Annotated in this window: 15 protein-coding genes and 4 tRNA genes; 7 read left to right on the top strand and 12 right to left on the bottom strand. The window is 65.8% G+C overall.

Going from position 1 to position 16,545, the window contains the following annotated elements; all coding sequences use genetic code 11:
• Positions 1 to 48 precede the first annotated feature (48 nt).
• Positions 49 to 1,290: a DNA (cytosine-5-)-methyltransferase gene (gene dcm, locus AB0M65_RS28400; RefSeq protein WP_364033947.1), complete on the top strand. Its 1,242-nt coding sequence runs from the start codon at positions 49 to 51 to the stop codon at positions 1,288 to 1,290.
• Positions 1,291 to 1,343: 53 nt separating this feature from the next.
• Here dcm and AB0M65_RS28395 read toward each other — a convergent pair whose 3' ends face one another.
• Both AB0M65_RS28395 and AB0M65_RS28390 read right to left on the bottom strand, forming a co-directional pair.
• Positions 1,344 to 2,297 carry a NaeI family type II restriction endonuclease gene (locus AB0M65_RS28395; RefSeq protein WP_364033944.1) on the bottom strand — a complete coding sequence of 318 codons (954 nt, stop codon included), beginning with the start codon at positions 2,295 to 2,297 and terminating at the stop codon, positions 1,344 to 1,346.
• 78 nt (positions 2,298 to 2,375) lie between these two features.
• Positions 2,376 to 3,032, bottom strand: a complete 657-nt coding sequence (locus tag AB0M65_RS28390) for a hypothetical protein (protein WP_364033941.1) — start codon at positions 3,030 to 3,032, stop codon at positions 2,376 to 2,378.
• A 781-nt stretch (positions 3,033 to 3,813) separates the two neighbouring features.
• On the opposite strand from AB0M65_RS28390, the gene AB0M65_RS28385 reads away from it, so the two are divergent.
• The 3 genes from AB0M65_RS28385 to AB0M65_RS28375 all read left to right on the top strand — a co-directional run bounded on the left by AB0M65_RS28385 (position 3,814) and on the right by AB0M65_RS28375 (position 4,646).
• A tRNA-Arg gene (locus tag AB0M65_RS28385) sits at positions 3,814 to 3,888 on the top strand.
• 122 nt (positions 3,889 to 4,010) lie between these two features.
• A tRNA-Ser gene (locus AB0M65_RS28380) sits at positions 4,011 to 4,102 on the top strand.
• Between the two features lie 349 nt (positions 4,103 to 4,451).
• Positions 4,452 to 4,646, top strand: coding sequence for a hypothetical protein (locus AB0M65_RS28375; RefSeq protein WP_364033938.1), 195 nt, complete (start codon positions 4,452 to 4,454; stop codon positions 4,644 to 4,646).
• Between the two features lie 74 nt (positions 4,647 to 4,720).
• On the opposite strand, the gene AB0M65_RS28370 is transcribed toward AB0M65_RS28375, so the two are convergent.
• The 8 genes from AB0M65_RS28370 to AB0M65_RS28335 form a co-directional block, all read right to left on the bottom strand.
• A tRNA-Arg gene (locus tag AB0M65_RS28370) sits at positions 4,721 to 4,794 on the bottom strand.
• 42 nt (positions 4,795 to 4,836) lie between these two features.
• A tRNA-Ser gene (locus AB0M65_RS28365) sits at positions 4,837 to 4,925 on the bottom strand.
• Between the two features lie 65 nt (positions 4,926 to 4,990).
• The gene (locus AB0M65_RS28360) at positions 4,991 to 6,646 is read right to left on the bottom strand and encodes a phosphatidylglycerol lysyltransferase domain-containing protein (RefSeq protein WP_364033935.1); all 1,656 of its coding nucleotides are present in this window, start codon (positions 6,644 to 6,646) and stop codon (positions 4,991 to 4,993) included.
• Between the two features lie 111 nt (positions 6,647 to 6,757).
• Positions 6,758 to 8,734 carry an acetoacetate--CoA ligase gene (locus AB0M65_RS28355; protein WP_364033932.1) on the bottom strand — a complete coding sequence of 659 codons (1,977 nt, stop codon included), beginning with the start codon at positions 8,732 to 8,734 and terminating at the stop codon, positions 6,758 to 6,760.
• A 28-nt stretch (positions 8,735 to 8,762) separates the two neighbouring features.
• On the bottom strand, positions 8,763 to 9,515 hold the full coding sequence (locus AB0M65_RS28350; protein ID WP_364033929.1) for an ESX secretion-associated protein EspG: 753 nt from the start codon (positions 9,513 to 9,515) through the stop codon (positions 8,763 to 8,765).
• Positions 9,515 to 10,657 carry a PPE domain-containing protein gene (locus AB0M65_RS28345; RefSeq protein ID WP_364033926.1) on the bottom strand — a complete coding sequence of 381 codons (1,143 nt, stop codon included), beginning with the start codon at positions 10,655 to 10,657 and terminating at the stop codon, positions 9,515 to 9,517. The genes AB0M65_RS28350 and AB0M65_RS28345 overlap by 1 nt, the downstream gene beginning before the upstream one ends.
• A complete protein-coding gene (locus tag AB0M65_RS28340) occupies positions 10,657 to 11,136 on the bottom strand; it encodes a hypothetical protein (protein ID WP_364033923.1) in 480 nt (159 codons plus the stop codon). Before AB0M65_RS28340 ends, AB0M65_RS28345 begins: the two co-directional genes overlap by 1 nt.
• A gap of 46 nt (positions 11,137 to 11,182) precedes the next feature.
• Positions 11,183 to 11,806 (bottom strand): dienelactone hydrolase family protein, encoded by a 624-nt coding sequence (locus AB0M65_RS28335; RefSeq protein ID WP_364033920.1) that lies wholly within the window; start codon positions 11,804 to 11,806, stop codon positions 11,183 to 11,185.
• Positions 11,807 to 11,903: 97 nt separating this feature from the next.
• Between AB0M65_RS28335 and hisC the strand changes: the two genes are divergently transcribed.
• Positions 11,904 to 12,959, top strand: coding sequence for a histidinol-phosphate transaminase (gene hisC / locus AB0M65_RS28330; protein WP_364033917.1), 1,056 nt, complete (start codon positions 11,904 to 11,906; stop codon positions 12,957 to 12,959).
• Between the two features lie 57 nt (positions 12,960 to 13,016).
• On the opposite strand, the gene AB0M65_RS28325 is transcribed toward hisC, so the two are convergent.
• Both AB0M65_RS28325 and AB0M65_RS28320 read right to left on the bottom strand, forming a co-directional pair.
• On the bottom strand, positions 13,017 to 13,778 hold the full coding sequence (locus tag AB0M65_RS28325; RefSeq protein WP_364033914.1) for a sulfite exporter TauE/SafE family protein: 762 nt from the start codon (positions 13,776 to 13,778) through the stop codon (positions 13,017 to 13,019).
• An 80-nt stretch (positions 13,779 to 13,858) separates the two neighbouring features.
• Positions 13,859 to 14,491 carry a GNAT family N-acetyltransferase gene (locus tag AB0M65_RS28320; RefSeq protein ID WP_364033995.1) on the bottom strand — a complete coding sequence of 211 codons (633 nt, stop codon included), beginning with the start codon at positions 14,489 to 14,491 and terminating at the stop codon, positions 13,859 to 13,861.
• Positions 14,492 to 14,565: 74 nt separating this feature from the next.
• Here AB0M65_RS28320 and AB0M65_RS28315 point away from each other — a divergent pair, with 74 nt between their 5' ends.
• Positions 14,566 to 15,258 carry a FadR/GntR family transcriptional regulator gene (locus AB0M65_RS28315; RefSeq protein WP_364033911.1) on the top strand — a complete coding sequence of 231 codons (693 nt, stop codon included), beginning with the start codon at positions 14,566 to 14,568 and terminating at the stop codon, positions 15,256 to 15,258.
• Positions 15,259 to 15,335: 77 nt separating this feature from the next.
• Positions 15,336 to 16,151, top strand: coding sequence for a class I SAM-dependent methyltransferase (locus AB0M65_RS28310; RefSeq protein ID WP_364033908.1), 816 nt, complete (start codon positions 15,336 to 15,338; stop codon positions 16,149 to 16,151).
• Positions 16,152 to 16,545 lie beyond the last annotated feature (394 nt).

Below are 16,545 nucleotides of genomic sequence, written 5' to 3'. Positions count from 1 at the left end.
GATACCCCTCGCAGGGCAGCGCACGGCAGTCGCCTCGAAAGGATCATCATGACTGAACGTCTCAAGGCGATCGAGATTTGCGCTGGCGCTGGCGGCCAAGCACTCGGCCTGCACGAGGCCAAATTTGACCACACACTCGCCTTCGAGCTAGATGCGAATGCTTGCGAAACCCTCAAGAAGCGGCAGATAGCTGACGACGTAGTCCCCGGCGATGTAGCTGACCCTGATAACTGGAAACTTGCCAAGAACTACAAGGGCATTGACTTGCTCGCGGGCGGGGTCCCCTGCCCGCCCTTCACGATCGCCGGCAAGCAGCTTGGGGCAGACGATGAGCGTGACCTCTTCGCCTGGACAGTCGAGCAAGTTGCCGTAATCAAACCCAGGGCCCTGTTACTTGAGAACGTTCGGGGCCTCAGCATGCCAAGGTTTGCTGGCTATCGTCAGCATGTACTGGACCGCCTGTCTTCGATGGGTTACTTCGCTGAGTGGCGCCTCCTGCAAGCTTCCGACTTCGGCGTTCCACAGCTACGTCCGCGGTTTGTTCTTGTTGCTCTAAAAGCCAAGTACGCCGAGTACTTCCACTGGCCCGAGCCACAAGGCAAGGTCTCCACTGTCGGCAAGACGCTCAAAACTCTCATGGGATCCGCCGGCTGGGAAGGTGCGGCCGCCTGGGCGAAGCAAGCCGACAAGATCGCGCCAACCATTGTTGGTGGCTCCAAGAAACACGGTGGAGCTGATCTTGGTCCCACCAGAGCCAAAGAGGCCTGGAAGCTGCTTGGCGTCGACGCGATGGGCGTTGCCAACGAGCCACCCCAGAGTGGCGACAAGTTCGACCCCGGCCCCAAACTCACCTGCGAGATGGTCGCAAGGATCCAAGGCTTCCCACCCGGAACATACTTCTCTGGCAAGAAGACCGCTCAGTACCGGCAGATCGGCAACGCTTTCCCGCCGCCAGTTGCGAAAGCAGTCGGCGACTCCATCTACCAGGCATTGAACAAACTCGGCAATCGGGTGCCCCGTGGAGAAACCGAGCACGACCCGGTTTACCGGGCACTGAAGAAGGCCGGCGACTTCGTCAAGGCAGAGACGTTGATCAAAACAAGCGACGGTCAACTCGATGTGCCCGACCTCGAGCGGCGGATCAGCCTCCTGCAACGGGATTTCGATGTCGATGTGGTCACCAGCAATGGAACGACCCTTTACCGGCTAGGCGACTTCAAGGCCTTCACCGGGCAGCAGGACCACAGCCGCCATGAAGTCTTCCTGAAGAACCGCGCACGCATCAGCTGATTTAGCCAGCAGGGCGCACCGGGCCAGCCTGAGACCCAGTGCGCCCTGCGCGGCTATCCCTCGCCTGGCTGAACGCGCTTACGCGGGACAATTGGCGCCGGTACTAACGTTTTCTCGTCAACCCGTGCGATAGCCCACAATTTGCCTTCAATTTCCGCTTTCGGACGCGGGTCATCCAGTTCAACGGGCACAACCCGAGCCGAAATTACTTGCCCTTTCTGCGGAACATCCAGGCCCAGCGAACGCGCAACCATAGGGTCCTTATCTTGATGACCCAGCACAAGGATACCCTCAGGCCGAAGATACGACCGCGCTCCACCTGAATCTCTAGCACGCTTCATCGAGTCATCTTGCTGAGCAACTGTTGCAATTTCCGCCCTGCGAATAATTCGCCCTCGAACAACCCTGAAGAGTTCATTTACTTTAGACTGGCCAGTGATTCCACGGCTTCCGCGCGCATTGAAGATTCGTTCCCGGTCACTATCCGAAATCTCCAGAAACAGGTTGGGGGCGAGCCTGCCGTGACCTTCCCAGAGGGGAAGAATCGCGGCGCGCGCCTCTTTCGAAAGCGTATTCTTTCGATCCCTATTTGAACCTTTATTGAGAAACTCCTCACGAACCCTTACAAGCCCCGCGGACCAGACATTCTTCCGGTCATCAGCCCACAAAAGAAGGCAGATATGACCGATCGCCTCAGGTGGCAACATCCATGCCTTGGACATCGAATACTTGCAGTCCACTTCGATGCCAGCAATCCGGTAGTCCGTGGCCGCACCATCTTCAAATTCAAATTCGCGATGAAGATTGATCTCAACAAGAGTACCCATATGAGTTTTTTCGGTCTTGTGCAATTGGTCATAGGACCATCTGCCAGTGCGCTGTCCGTCATACAACTGATCAAGCGTATCCCGGATGACCTCCGCAACCCTGTCGCCATCTGGGTCCCGGCGGTAGAGTTCCTCTCTCACTTCAATCATTTCGGCGTCAGCCGCGAAATAGTCCATCATACCAGGAATCGTCAATTCGCTAACCCCCTAGATTGCAATCTCGATCTCACACAGAATCTCTCACGCGAAATGCCCAGATCAGGACAATGACTGACCCAGCTTGCGAGAAATCTCGTCGCGCTGCAGGCCAGGCAATTGCCAGAGATGGGACATCACTCGTTCAACGCGGCTCGGCTCACGTTTTCCCGCCGCCAGCCAGTTAAGGATGACCTGCTTATCTTTTCGAGGGAGTTCCGAGATCTCATCCCAAACTTGACGCTCATCAAATCTTGGGGCAGCTAGATGCTTGGCGGTCTCATTACATCGAGCACACTCAGTCACAAGGTTCTCTTCGCCCGCTCCTGAACCATACTTATGCGCTTCCACGTGCCCCACAGTCAGGCGCGCAGAGACCGCCGTCTCATCAGGATAGATCTCACCTGCAAGGATTCCGCACCTAATACAGCGATTACCATCCCTCTCGAAAACCCGGCGACGAGTGGATGCCGTTACTACCCGCAGCCCTGCAGAACGATGCTCCTTCTCCCAGACAGGCAGGCCAATTTTCTCAAGGAGAAGCTGACCTGGTGCCAGACTGGTCCGATCCCGGTAGGTCAAGATGGACCAGCCCGCTGGCCTGAGATCCCGCATGCGTCTATCGATCTGCTCAACACCGGGCATTGCTTCACGTAGCTGCTGCTTGACGAAGTGTCCACCCTCGCCGACCTCTGCGGCCAGCCAGAGCGCGACACGCACCCTCGTGCCCAGATTCAGGTCCCGCCAGTCAGGACGGGGGAGTCCACCTGCAACCATCTCAACCTCCAAAGCCGCGAAGCGCCCTTCGCGCCCTTCAGCACCCTACGCTGCCGAAGGTTGCTCCGGCAAGTAGCGGCAACAAGCGCCTACTCGCATGACCGCGAGCGCGACGGAAGCCCACCCGGCACCGAGGTCTATGCCAGGTGGGCTTATCGGTGGCTCGCAACCCCTCACGCGCAATACTGCAACCTTCCATTCACCCCGGAGAACGCAAACCTTTTTAATTTCTAGAAAAGGTGTTGCACCGCTGTAATCCACAGGCCATAGTTAGTGCACTGAAACAGCCCGAGGAGCAGCCATGACGAACGTGCAAGAGCGAAAGGCGCAGCGTCGGCATCCGGCCAGCGCGCTCGCCGCCGCATGTCCGTCGATCCATGGCCTGCGACCTTCATCGTGGCCTGGCCAGCGCATTCAGGCCTGCGAAGGCTCCCCATCATGACGTCATAGCGTTCGTCATGTCAGGGGAGCCGCCCACCGGGAAACCGATTCGGGCGGCTTCTCTTTTTGGTGCGCCTCGAAAGTAATTTCTCTATAGGCGAGCTTGGGAAGCGGAGCGGTCTCCAAAACCGTGTCCAGGGGTTCGCCTCCCTCTGCCGGTGCTCGACGCTGTCCATTTCAGCGCGGACCTTGACAACCGAAGACTCTTCCCAAAGCTCGTCCCCGTCGCCGAACGAGGAGGCCAGGCCGAGCGCCGGTGGAGGCGTGCATTCGTCTTCACCTCGCCCCTGTAGCTCAGCAGGACAGAGCACCGCACTACGAATGCGGAGGTCCCAGGTTCGAATCCCGGCAGGGGACTGATCGGCGTGTCCGAGGGGGATACGCCGATCGACGGATGCGAGGGGCACTGGCGACCCCGCCTGGTTTGGGATCAGGAGTCGCCGCGTTTCGAGTCGCGGGTGTCCGACGATGACACGCCAAGGAGGATTGGCCGAGCCCGGTAAGGCAACCGTCTTGAAAACGGTGGTCGGCGTGAGAGCGCCGCGCAGGTTCGAATCCTGCATCCTCCGCCAGTACAAAGCCCTCGTGGTCCAGTTCGAACCGCGGCCGGAACCCATGACCAGCGCGACCCGCGAACACGACGCACAAGTCGATTCTCGAACTCGGGAAGTACGACAGTCGAGACTTCGTTTCGGCTGACCGAATGGGCAACTCGAGTGCTTCCCGTCACGGATCGGCCGGAGTATCGAGAGCTGTTCCACTCCGAACTGCACGATCTCACGGAGGCAGGTGGCGGTCGCCGGGCCCAAATCGCTTACGCGGTCCGGGTTCTGCTGCGAGCGCCGTTGCTGCGGCGGGAGTTGCTTGCACCGGTGCGGGAGCGGTCATGTGACCCGGCCAAGGACCAATTGGTTCACGCGGATGATTTCCGACGACGCCCGTACATCCAACGCGCTCCGTCTGGCCCGATGGGCCTTACCCGCTTTGGTTCTCGTCGTGGGCATCCTGGCCACGGCTGTGGTGTTGCTCTCGATCGTCTCGCCCCTGGCGGCGGCCGGGCTGCTCGGCGGCGGGTCGGCCGGCGGTGCTTTGGCCGCGCGGCGCCGATCCCGGTGATCGAACATCCATACAGGACAGACAAAAAGGCCCTCCCGCGAACGGGAGGGCCTTAGTGCTGTCTCAACCAGACGTGCGCCCGAAGGGATTCGAACCCCTGACCTTCTGATCCGTAGTCAGATGCTCTATCCAGCTGAGCTACGGGCGCTTGTTCAGTTATCAATCTAGCACCTGCCGGAACAGGGGCCAGCGGAGGCTCCGGGATTTGAACCCGGGAGGGGGGTTACCCCCAACCGCATTAGCAGTGCGGCGCCATAGACCAGACTAGGCGAAGCCTCCCAGGTCGAACGACCACTGCCCAGATAGGTTACACACCTGGCGAACCCCGGCGAAAGGGACCCCCCTTAGATCCGTTGCAACGCTCTGAGCAGCAGCGGAGAGCGTCCGCCGAGGCCTTCGGCTTCGAAGACGGCGATGCCGACGCGCGGTAGGTCGCGGGCCGCGGGGTATGCCAGGTAGCGCGGGACCCAGCGGGGCTGGAACTTCGCGTTGAAGCGGTAGAGGGTCTCGATCTGGATCCAGCGTGAGAAGAATCGCAGTGTCCGGGCGGACAGGCGTGCGACGGGGCCGGCGCCGATGCGTTGCCCTTGTTCCAGGACGGCGCGGAAGGCGGCGAAGTTCAGGGAGACGTGTTGGGCGGGCGTCGTCAGGAGGAGTTCGGAGATCATCAGTTCGTTGATGCCGTTGTCGGCGGTCCGGTCGCGGCGCATGACGTCCATCGAGAGGTCCTTTTCGCCCCAAGGGACGAACTGGAGGACCCCACGCGTGAGACCGTCGTGCTCCGCGGTGACGAGGACCGACCCTGGATCGCCCATGCGGCCGAGGGCCATCGAGAAGCCGCGTTCGGTGTCGGTACCGCGCCAGGTGGCGGCGAGGGCGCGGAGTTCGTCGAGTTCCGCCGGTGCCAGGTCTTCGGCCTTGCGGACGCGGACGGTGTAGCCGGCGCGCTTCGTGCGTGAGACGGCTTGGCGGACTCCGCGCATGACGCGGCCTTCGAGGGTGAAGGTCGCCGTGTCGACGACGGCCTCGTCGCCGATCTCCAGCACCTCCAGCCCGAAACGCGCCCAGACGGTCGCGCCCAGTTCCGAGCAGCCCATGGTCGCGGGGGTCCAGGCGTAGCGCCGGCACACTTCCAAGTACTCCTCGATCGCGCCGGGCCATGCTTCCGGGTCACCCAGTGGGTCCGCCGAGCACAGCGCGACACCGGCGATCACGCGATAGGTCACGGCGGCCTTCCCCGACTTCGAGAAGACGACGAACTTGTCCCGGCGCAGGGCGAAGTAGCCCAGCGAGTCGCGTTCGTCCAGCAGTGCCCTCAGTCGCTCGATCTCGTCGTCGGACAGTTCGGGCGCGGGTTCGGCCGAGCGGAGCAGGAAGTACGCCGCCAGCAGTACCGCGCCGATCCCGAACAGCAGGCCGACGGCCGCGGACAGGTCCTCCAGCCACATCGCGTGGAACTCCGCCGGGCCGCTCACACCGACCAGGGCCAGCACGGACTGCGCCAGCCGGTCGCCGACGTCCAGGGGATCCAGTGCCCGCGCGACCGACAGCAGCACGAAGTTGATCGCGACGCCGGCCAGCACCAGCTGCAGGAACACCCGCACCGCACGCCACCGGCCGGTCACCGGATCGGGGAGTGCGACGAAGTACCGCCGCGTCGCGATCAGGGCGATCAGCAGCGCGAGCGAGACCAGACCGGCGCCGAGGACGTGCCGCAAGCCGAGGTGCGACATCGTCAGCAGGACAGCGGCGACGACGGCGAGTTGCCACGCCCGCCGTTTACGCCGTTTGAGGCCGGCCGCGAGCAGCACCAGCAGGACGCCGGTCACCAGCGCGACCGTCGCCGCGCCGACCGTGGCCTCGTGCGGCAGTTCCAGCCATTCGGCGACGCGTCCGCGCAGGGTGCGCCGCCCGGCCGGGACCAGCACCGAGATCAGGGCCAGTAGTCCGGCCAGCCGTGTCACCCAGGTGACCACCACTACCGAGGTGGTCCCCGCCACCCGCCAAGCGCCCGCCAAATTTCGCCCCCGTTTGGCCGTGTCCTGTGAGTCTGTTCGATGGGCTCGCGATCCAAGGCGCGGAGACCGCGAACGTGACTCGCAGGACGCGGCTTAACTCCTTGCCAGCTCCACGAACGGTACAAGGGCATCGGGGTTCAGGAGCGCATCGCGGCTAACGGCGCGGTCAGGTGAAACGCCCGAAAGGATCTTCTTGACCGGAACCTCGCATTTCTTGCCGTTGAGCGTGCGGGGTATCTCGCTCACCTGGACGAACCGGTCCGGGACGTGCCGGGGTGAAAGGGCCCCTCGCAGCTCCTTGCGCAGTGCCGGTTCGACCTCGCCGAGGGTGACGCCGTCGGCCAGCACCAGGAAGCACAGCAGCTGCCCCTCGTCGTTCCCCGCCGCCGAAGTGTCGATCACCAGCGAGTCCGCGACCTGGTCGAACGCCTCGACGACCCGGTAGAACTCGGCCGTACCCATCCGGACGCCGCCGCGGTTCAGTGTCGAGTCACTGCGCCCGTAGATGACCGCGGAACCACGACCGGTGATCCGGATCCAGTCGCCGTGCCGCCAGATCCCCGGGTACATGTCGAAATACGCCTCACGCAGCCGCGAGCCGTCCGGGTCGTTCCAGAAGAACACCGGCATCGACGGCATCGGTTCGGTGATCACCAGTTCGCCGACCGTCTCCACCACCGGCTTCCCGGCCTCGTCGAACGCGGCGACCGCGGCGCCGAGCGCGCGGACCGAAAGCTCGCCAAGCCACACCGGGACGTCCGGGGCGGCGACGACGAACGCCACGCACAGGTCCGTGCCTCCGGACACCGAGCAGATCTGGACACGTTTGCCGACCTCGTCGACGATCCACCGGAAGCCCTCGACACTCAGCGGCGCGCCGGTGGAACCCAAGGCACGTAACGCGGTGAGGTCGTAGCGCGCCGACGGCTTGATCCCGGCCTTCAAGCAGCTCTGGATGAACGGTGCCGACGTGCCGAAGTAGGTGACGCGGTGCTGTTCGGCCAGCTGCCACAACACGTTGAGGTCCGGACTGCCGGGGCTGCCGTCGAACAGGACGATCGTGGTTCCGGTCAGCAGGCCGGAGATGAGGAAGTTCCACATCATCCAGCCGGTGGTGGTGAACCAGAAGAACCGATCACCCGGACCGAGATCGCTTTGCAGGGCAAGGGATTTGAGGTGTTCGAGGGTGATCCCGCCGTGCCCGTGGACGATGCCCTTCGGCAGGCCGGTGGTCCCCGAGGAGTACAGGACCCACAGCGGGTGGCCGAATTCGACCGGTTCGAAGGCCAGTTCCGCGCCGGCGTTGTCGGCGAGCAGGATGTCCCAGTCGAGGGTGCCGTCGAGGCGTCCGCCCGCGTAGTCGATCAACACCGTCGCTTCGAGGGTGGAAATCTCGTCCCGCAACGAGTTCACCGTCGAACGGCTGTCGAACCATCGTCCATTGTAGACGTATCCGTTGACTGCGATCAGTACCTTCGGCTCGATCTGCGTGAACCGGTCGGCGACCGCGCGGACCCCGAAGTCCGGCGAGCACGACGACCAGATCGCGCCGAGGCTCGCGGTGGCGAGGAAGGCGATCAGCGTCTGCGGGCAGTTCGGCGCCAGCGCGACGACCCTGTCCCCTTTGGACACTCCCAGTTTCCGCAGCCCTTCCCGCGCCGAGGCGACGGCGGACCGCAAGGCGCCGAAGGTCAGCTGCGACGTGAGACCGTCTTCGCGGTGGAAGATCACGGCGATCTCGTCGTCGGCCTTCGCCGCGCCCGCGACACCGGGCATGAGCGAGTGCTCGGCGTAGTTCAGTGTGCCGCCCGCGAACCACTGGGCGTCCGGCATCTGGCCGGTGAGCACCTCACCGGGTTGGTCGTGCCAGCGCAGGCCGAGGAATTCGGCGACGGCGGACCAGAACTCCGGTCCGCGCCGCACGGAGAACTCCCAAAGCGCGTTGTAGTCGTCGGCTTCCACCCCGCGTTCGGTGCGAAGCCACTGACGGAACGCGTCGATCTTGGTGTCGGACAGGCGGCTCGGCTCGGGGCGCCAGAGCACTTCTGGGGCGTCGGCGGTGTGCGTCACCCCGCGATGTTAACCCTCGTTAACAGTTCTAGCGAGCCCCTGTGAACAGCTCGTACGCCATCGTCTTGAGCCGCGCCGCGTCAAGGGGGGTGACGGTCAGCCAGCCTCGGTCGCGACGAAGCCCGTAGCGGCCGTCGGGGGTGTCCACCCAGGTCAGCGTGCCCTCACCGCGCACCCACCGGCCCTCCCACGACTTCCTGGTCGCGCCGAGCCGCCCGCTGCCGATCCGCTGCGTCGCGATCCGCACAGCCACGATGACCTCGGGTTCGCGCAGCCCGGCGTCACGCAGGACGTCGGAGAACGCCGGTTGCCCGCCACGCTCCCCCGCCTCGCACGCCGCCGTGTAGTCGTCGGCACGCAGGTTGACCGAGAGCCCTCGTCCCTGCTCGCACGGCGGCAGCGCCTGCAGCAGGGTCGCGGCGACGAGTGGTTCCCGCAGCGCCGCCATCTCGACGTCGGTGCCGGCGACGCCGATCGCGACGGCGCCGCGATCCGACACGCAGCCGACGGCCCGGTACGCCGGATCGCCGTCGAGCCGCAGGTCCAGGGTCAGCTCGCTGTTCGCGAGGGTGTGCAGCAACCGCACCAGCCCCGGCGCGGGAGCCTCGATCGTGCCGAGACCGCGTTCGGACAGCGTCCGGCTCGCCGTGGCGGCCAGTTCGGCCCGGAACTCCGGTGTCCGCCCGACATGCGGCACTTCCAGCACCGCGGGCAGTTCGTCGCGGCCGTGTGCCGACCAGAGCAGGAACAACTCGCCGATATGCAACCGGATCCAGTCCATCAGCGGTCGCCTCTCGGGTCTTCGCCGATGACCGGCGGGGTCACCTGCCCGCTCAGCCCCCAGATGTCGGGGTCCCCGGCGAGATAGTCCGGCGCCGTGCGCTCCGCCTCGTCCTGTTTGCCCTGCTGGGGCGACATTCCCATCGGCATCCCGCCGAAGCCGCCCATTCCCGCGGCGGCGGCCCGTGAACCGGCACCGCCGCCCTGGCCCGGCTGCCCGGACGGGCCGAAGCCACCGGCACCGGACCGGCCACCTTGGCCGAGCTGTTCCTGAGTTACGCCGAAGGCGCCGGGCGGCCCGGACGGCGGCACGTAGGCACCGCTGCTCACCCCGGGGGAACGCGGCACGTCGACCGCCTCACGTACCGGGAACGGCGCGACGTCTTCGGAGACGGCGCTGGCGCTGCCGCGCGTCGAGTCGTCCGGCGGCGTCTCCGGTTCCGGCTGACGCCGAGGCTCGGGTTTCGGCTCTTCCGGCGTCTTGAGGACCTGCGGCTGCTTGCCGTAGGAAGTGAAGCGCGGGACGTTCTCGTAGACCTCGCCGGAGTTCCGCTGCATCCGCGTCATCACGTCGGCGGCTTGGCGGTGCAGGTCTTGCGAGACCTCTTCCGTGGGCTCGGCGACGATCCGCCCCGCCTCCGCGAAGCCGGCTGACCGCGGGGCGGCGGACATGGCCTGAGTCGAGTCGGAGACCGGGATCGGACGGCGTTTCGGCGGCTCGGGAGTCTTGGGACGCGGGGCGACACCCGGCGGCTCGGGCATGGTGTGCCGCGCCGTTTCGGCGATGTCGGCCTGACGGCGCACGCAGTTCGCGACGTTCTCCGCGCGCCGGCCGGTCTCGCCCGCCCACTCGACGAGCTTGACCGCGGCGTCACGGGCCCTGTCTGCGCCTTCGCCGGTCCAGCCGTCGGCTGTGGAGAGAACGGCCGCCTTGAGTTCGGAGCCGACCCGGTCGAGGAAGGCGCTGATCTTCGTCCATTGGGCGGCGACCGCTTCGGCACCCGCCAGGTCCAGCTCGTTGTGCACCATCTCGTAGAGCTCGCGGTGCGGGTAACTCATCCAGTCGATGTCGGCGGCGAGATGGTCGGGGCCAGGGCGCGGCTCTGGCTCCTGCGGCGGCCACGGTGAGGGCAGGACACGCATCAGCTCTCGTCCTTCCGCTGGCCTTCGACGATGTCCTCCATGTCGAAGCGGCGGGCCACCCGTTCGAGTTGCTCCTGCCCCTCCTCGTCCGTGGCGACGTACATCTTCCGGGCCGCCATCACGGTGAGCTGGAAGTCCTTGAGCACCTTGGCGAAGTCGTTGAGGACGGGCAGTGCCGCTTCGGCCCCCTCGGTCGCGGCGCCCTGGAACCGTTCGCTCATCGTGTGCCCGACGAAGTTGTCACCCAGCTTCAAGGGTGCTTTGAACTCCGTCGAGTCCTTGATCAGCGCGTTGAGCTCCTGGCGTGCCTTCAGCAGGGTGTCGACGAGTTTCTTGGCGGCGTCTTCGGTGACCTTGACGGTGCCTTTTTTGGCATCGGCCTTGGCGTCCCGGATCCGGCCCGCCACCGGAGCCAAGGCCGGGGCCGAAGCGCCGAAAGCGGCTTGTGGCGTCGCGGGTACTTTGGGTGACTGTGCCATTTGACCCTCCCCTGTCACATCCAAGGGGAATGTTAGCGCGAATGGGTCAGCGCAGGTGCGCGTCGAACCAATTCAATGTGCGCTGCCAGGCCTCGGCGGCCGCGGCCGGATCGGCGTCGAAGCGGTGGTTGGCGCCCGGGTAGCGGACAACGTCCGTCGCGACCCTCGCCGACGCCGCCGCGTCCCGCAGCTGCTCGACCTCGGCGCCTCCGGCCTCGTCACCCGCGTCGCCGTACATACCGAGCCAAGGGCTGGTCAGCCGTCCCGCGATCTCGACGAGGACCGGCAGTTCGGCGACGCCCTGACCGCCGACGCTGACCGCGGCACCCAGCCTGCGGTTCGACGCGACGACCAGCGCCGCCGTCCCGCCGAGGTCGAATCCGACGACCCCGACCAGATCCGCCTCGACCCCGCGCTCGGACAACCAGGCGAGCGTCGCGTCGGTGGCGTCGAGCAGATCCTGCTGCCTGAGGTCGTCGCGATCGAGATGCGGGGTGACGGTGAGCCAGCCTTCGCCGGCGAGACCCGCCAGGAGCAGTTCCAAGCCTTCTTCGACCTCTTCGTGCAACACCACGAGCCCGCCGCGGACGACGCCTTCCGGCTCGGCGAAGGTCAGGCGCAGCGTGTGGCCGTCGGCATGCTGATGATCCACGGTGGTCGTCAGGGTCATTCCTCCATCAGACCACTCTTAGGTAAATATTCGGGGCTTGCCGTCGCACGGGACGATACGGTGTCGGAGCCTTCCCCCAGACGTAGGAGCGCCGAAGATGTCCCCTGTTTCGCCGCGTGCGGATCTCGAATCGTTGCCGAAGTACGTCCCTGGCCGGACAATCCAGGGTGCGATCAAGCTGGCGAGCAACGAGGTTCCCGGTGGACCACTGCCGAGTGTGGCGCAGGCCATAGTCGAAGCCGCGCAGGGCATCAACCGGTACCCGGATATCACCGCGTCCGCGCTCGTCGAGCGGCTGGCCCGCGAACTGGGTGAGCCCACCGAGCGGATCGCCATCGGCTGCGGCTCGGTTTCCCTTTGCCAGCAAATGATCCAGGCTCTGTGCGAACCCGGCGACGAAGTCATCTTCCCGTGGCGTTCGTTCGAGGCGTACCCGATCGTCACGCAGGTCGCGAACGCCGTCAGCGTGAAGGTGCCGCTGACGGCCGGGCATGGGCTGGATCTGGAGGCGATGCTCGCCGCGATCACACCGAAGACGCGGCTGGTCTTCGTCTGCAACCCCAACAACCCGACCGGGACCGTCGTGCGGCGCGCGGAACTGGTGCGCTTCCTCGACGCCGTCCCCGAGGGCGTGCTCGTCGTGCTCGACGAGGCGTACAAGGAGTTCGTGACCGACGCCGAGGTGCCGGACGGCGTCGAACTGGCGCGCGGCAGGGACAACGTCGCGGTGCTGCGGACGTTCTCGAAGGCGTACGGCCTCGCCGGGCTCCGCGTGGGTTACGCGGTGGCACCGGAGCCGATCGCCGTCGCGCTGAAGCAGGTGTACGTCGCGTTCTCGGTGAACATGATCGCCCAGGTGGCGGCCATCGCCTCGCTCGACGCGGCGGGTGAGCTGCTGGAGCGCTGCAAGGAGATCGTCTCGGAGCGGACCCGAGTCCGGGATGCCTTGGTGGCCAAGGGTTACGAGGTGCCGGAGACACAGGCGAACTTCGTCTGGCTGCCGCTGGGCGAGCGGACGACGGCGTTCGCGGAGCACGCGCTGGAGCGGAAGCTGATCGTGCGCCCGTTCGCGGGCGAAGGCGCGCGAGTGACCATCGGGACGCCCGAGGAGAACGACCTCTTCCTCGAAGCCGCCGGGGATTTCCCGCGCTGACAACGCTGGGACCAGGCCCGCACTTCGTTCGCGAGGTGCGGGCCTTCCTCTTCGAGCCTATTTGAGGAGCAGCTGCACCATCGCGGCGAGGCCGACCACGATGATCACGCCACGCAGCACCTTCGGCGGCAGCTTGCGGCCGATCTTCGCGCCGAGCTGGCCGCCGATCGTCGACCCGACCGCGAGCAGCGCGACCACGGGCCAGCTGATCGGCGCGATGAAGGCGTAAATCGTGCCCGCGACGATGTTCACGACGGCGGAGAGTGCGTTCTTGACGCCGTTGAGCCGCTGCAGCGACTCGGACATCAGCATCCCCATCACCGCCACCATCATCACGCCCTGCGCGGCCGTGAAGTATCCGCCGTAGATGCCGATCAGGAAGATCAGGAACAACAGCAGCGGCCCGATCTTGTGGACCTTTCCGTTCTCCTCACGGCGCTTCGCGACCCAGGCGGCCACTCGCGGCTGGACGATCACCAGCACCACCGCGAGCCCGACCAGCGCGGGCACGACGGTCTCGAAGGCGTCCTTCGGCAGCGAGAGCAGCAGAATCGTCCCGCAGATCGCGCCGAAGAACGAGGCGATGGCGAGTTTGACGACCTCTGGCCAGTAGCCCTTGAGCTCCTGGCGGTAGCCGATCGCGCCACTGACCGTGCCCGGCGCGAGGCCGATCGCGTTGGACGTTGTCGCCGTCAACGGCGGATAGCCGAGTGCGACCAGTACCGGGAACGTCACCAGCGTGCCCGATCCGACGACCGTGTTGATGGTGCCCGCCCAGAGCCCCGCGATGAAGATCACTACCGCGTGCCACCACGTCATAAAGCGCTCACGTGCGCACCATAAGCACCGTCACCTCCTTTCGCGCCCTGGATGTGTCTAGTCGAACATTCAGCTGACCGTTATGTCATTTCAGGCTCCGGCAGATGGGCCGCGGTGATCTCCGAGTCCACCGTCCAGCCGAGCGTCAGGTACAGCGCCCGCCCTTCTTCCGTCGCGACCAGCACCGCGCGCTCGGCCCCGGCCGCGACCGCCACCTCGTCGAGCCGTCGCATCACGAACCGGCCAAGCCCGCGCCGCTGATGCTCGGGCTCGGTGACGACCTGGTCCACCACCGCCGTGCCACCGGCGATCGCGACCCGGCCGGTCGCCGCGCGTGAACCGTCGGGCGCACGCACCACGACGTCGGTGACGACGCCGTCGCCGACCAGTTCCGCCCGGTACGGCTCGGGTGCGGCCATCGCGGGCCGCACCGCGAGTGGCGTGCTCATCAGGTACTCCGGCGGACCGACCGTCCAAGGCGACGGCACCCTCTCCGCCACCTCTTCACGCGAAGCACTCACCTTCAGCCACGTGCCGGGCTCGGTCAGCACGCGGACCCGGCGCGCGACCGCCTCGCTGTCCGCCAGCACGTATCTCACGCGATGCCCCGGGCGGCCGACGTCGAGCCGGTAGCCGTCCGGTTCGGCCACCGGGATCCCGACGCCACGGGAAAGCGCCCAGCCGTGCACCCATGCCTTGATCAGTCCTGTCACCCCAGTCATCACCCGATGATGACACCGGCCACCGACAATCCGGGGCGGTTCGCCGGACCTGCGAGGATGGGGCCGTGGCCGACGACGAGCGCGAACAGGTGTGGAGTGCGACCGTCGATCATCTGCGCACGATGATCGACTCGGGCAGGCTCCCCGCCGGGTCGAGGCTGCCTGCCGAACGGGCACTGTGTGAACAGCTCGGGATCAGCCGCGGGTCACTGCGGCAGGCGTTGCGGGTACTGGATTCCATCGGTTACGTGCAGGTGCGGCCGGGTTCGGGCACGTATGTCCGCGAGGACATCGAGGAGCGACCGCTGCGCGGCTGGTTCTCCGAACACGAGCAACTGGTCGAGAAGCTTTTCGACCTGCGGACCACCGTGGAGCCGACGCTGGCCGAGCGGCTCGCGCTCCACCACACGCCGCGGGTGCTGGCGCGGCTGGAGAGCACCGTCGACGAGATGGACCAGGCCGCCGCCGACGGCGACATGCTGCGGGTGATCGCGGCGGACGCGGAATTCCACCGGGTGATCGCCGGCAACGCGGGCAACGACGACGTCACCGATCTGCTGCGTTCGGTGCTCTCGCTGGTCGGCGAGGAGCGGCGGGCGGCGTTGCGGCTACCGGGTCAGATCCGGAAGGCCGTCGACGAACACCGCGCGATCCTCGAAGCGATCCGCCGTTCGGACGCCACGGCCGCGCGGGAGATCACCCGGAAGCATTTGCTGGACGCCAAAACCTACGTCCACGACTACACGACGCGGGATTAACGCTTCCTTGATGGCGTCCTCGCGGTGCCGCGCGTATAGTTTTCAGAAGTTTATGAAACTTCTGATGGGGGTGTGCGGTGGAGAAGGTCCGGTTCACCGAAGAGAAGGCGACGATGCTGGCCACGCTGTACGGGCGCGCGCTCGACGCCCGCGGTGACCGGCCGATCCTCGGCGACACGGCCGCCGACGAGGCCGTGAAACAAATCGACTACGACTTCGGTTCGCTCGGCGTCGACGGCCAACTCGCCCTGACCGTCGCGCTGCGGGCGAAGCCGATGGACGACTGGGCCGCGGCGTTCCTGTGGGATCACCCGGACGCGACCGTCGTGCACCTCGGCTGCGGTATGGACAGCCGCGTCTACCGCCTCGACCCGCCGCCTGCGGTGCGGTGGTTCGACGTCGACTACCCCGAGGTCGTCGACCTGCGCGGGCGGATTTACCCGGCGCGGGAGGGATACCGGACCATCGGGTCGTCCGTGACGGATTTCTCGTGGATCGACGAGATCCCCACCGACAAACCCGGTCTGGTGATCGCGGAAGGGCTGACGATGTATCTACAGCCTTCGGAGGGCGAGGAGTTGCTTCGGCGCTTGATCGCGCACTTCCCGCAAGGCGGCGAGATGGTCTTCGACACGTTCAGCCGGCTGGGGATCAAACTGCAGAAGCTGAATCCCGTGGTACGCAAGGCCGGAGCGACGTTGTACTGGGGCATCGACTCGGTGTCCGAACTGGAGCGTCTTGGGTTGACGCTGGTGTCGAAACTGGACTCGACGGACTTCGCGACGCCTGAGGTGAAGGACCGGCTTTCGGGGTCGATGCGGGCGCAGCTGTGGTTCGCGGGACTTTTCCCGGCGTTCAGGAAGATGGGGCGGATTTTGCGGTTCCGGTTCTGAAGGGGCTCGTGAGTGGTCGCGGCCGGTCCTTGCAGGACTCCTTGAGCAACACCAGTCACCACGGCGGCGCGTGAAGGACCCCTTCCCTCGGCTCAGCCGAGGAAACTCGACCTTCACACCTTCCCCAAGTACAGGAAGGCCCCCTTCCTGTACCTAGGCGTAGGGCCCCGGCAAAGTCGCGATCTTGAGGTCAGGTGGCTGTTGGTCGCTGTGTGAGGCTGCCGCTGAGGTTCCTGTCAAGTACATGAAGGCCTCCTTCCTTGCGCTAGGCGCAGGGCCCCGGCAAAGTCGGTTGTGGCTGGTTGGTGGTCAGAGTCCGAGTAGTTGTAGTGGTCGGGTGTGGTCGCGGGCGTTGTGGCGTAGTCCGGCGGCGATGTTGGGGTGGCCGGTCAGT

Origin of the sequence: Amycolatopsis sp. NPDC051071 (assembly GCF_040682875.1) — a bacterium.
In the GTDB taxonomy this organism is placed as follows: Bacteria; Actinomycetota; Actinomycetes; order Mycobacteriales; family Pseudonocardiaceae; genus Amycolatopsis.
This window is presented reverse-complemented; position numbering and strand designations above follow the sequence as displayed.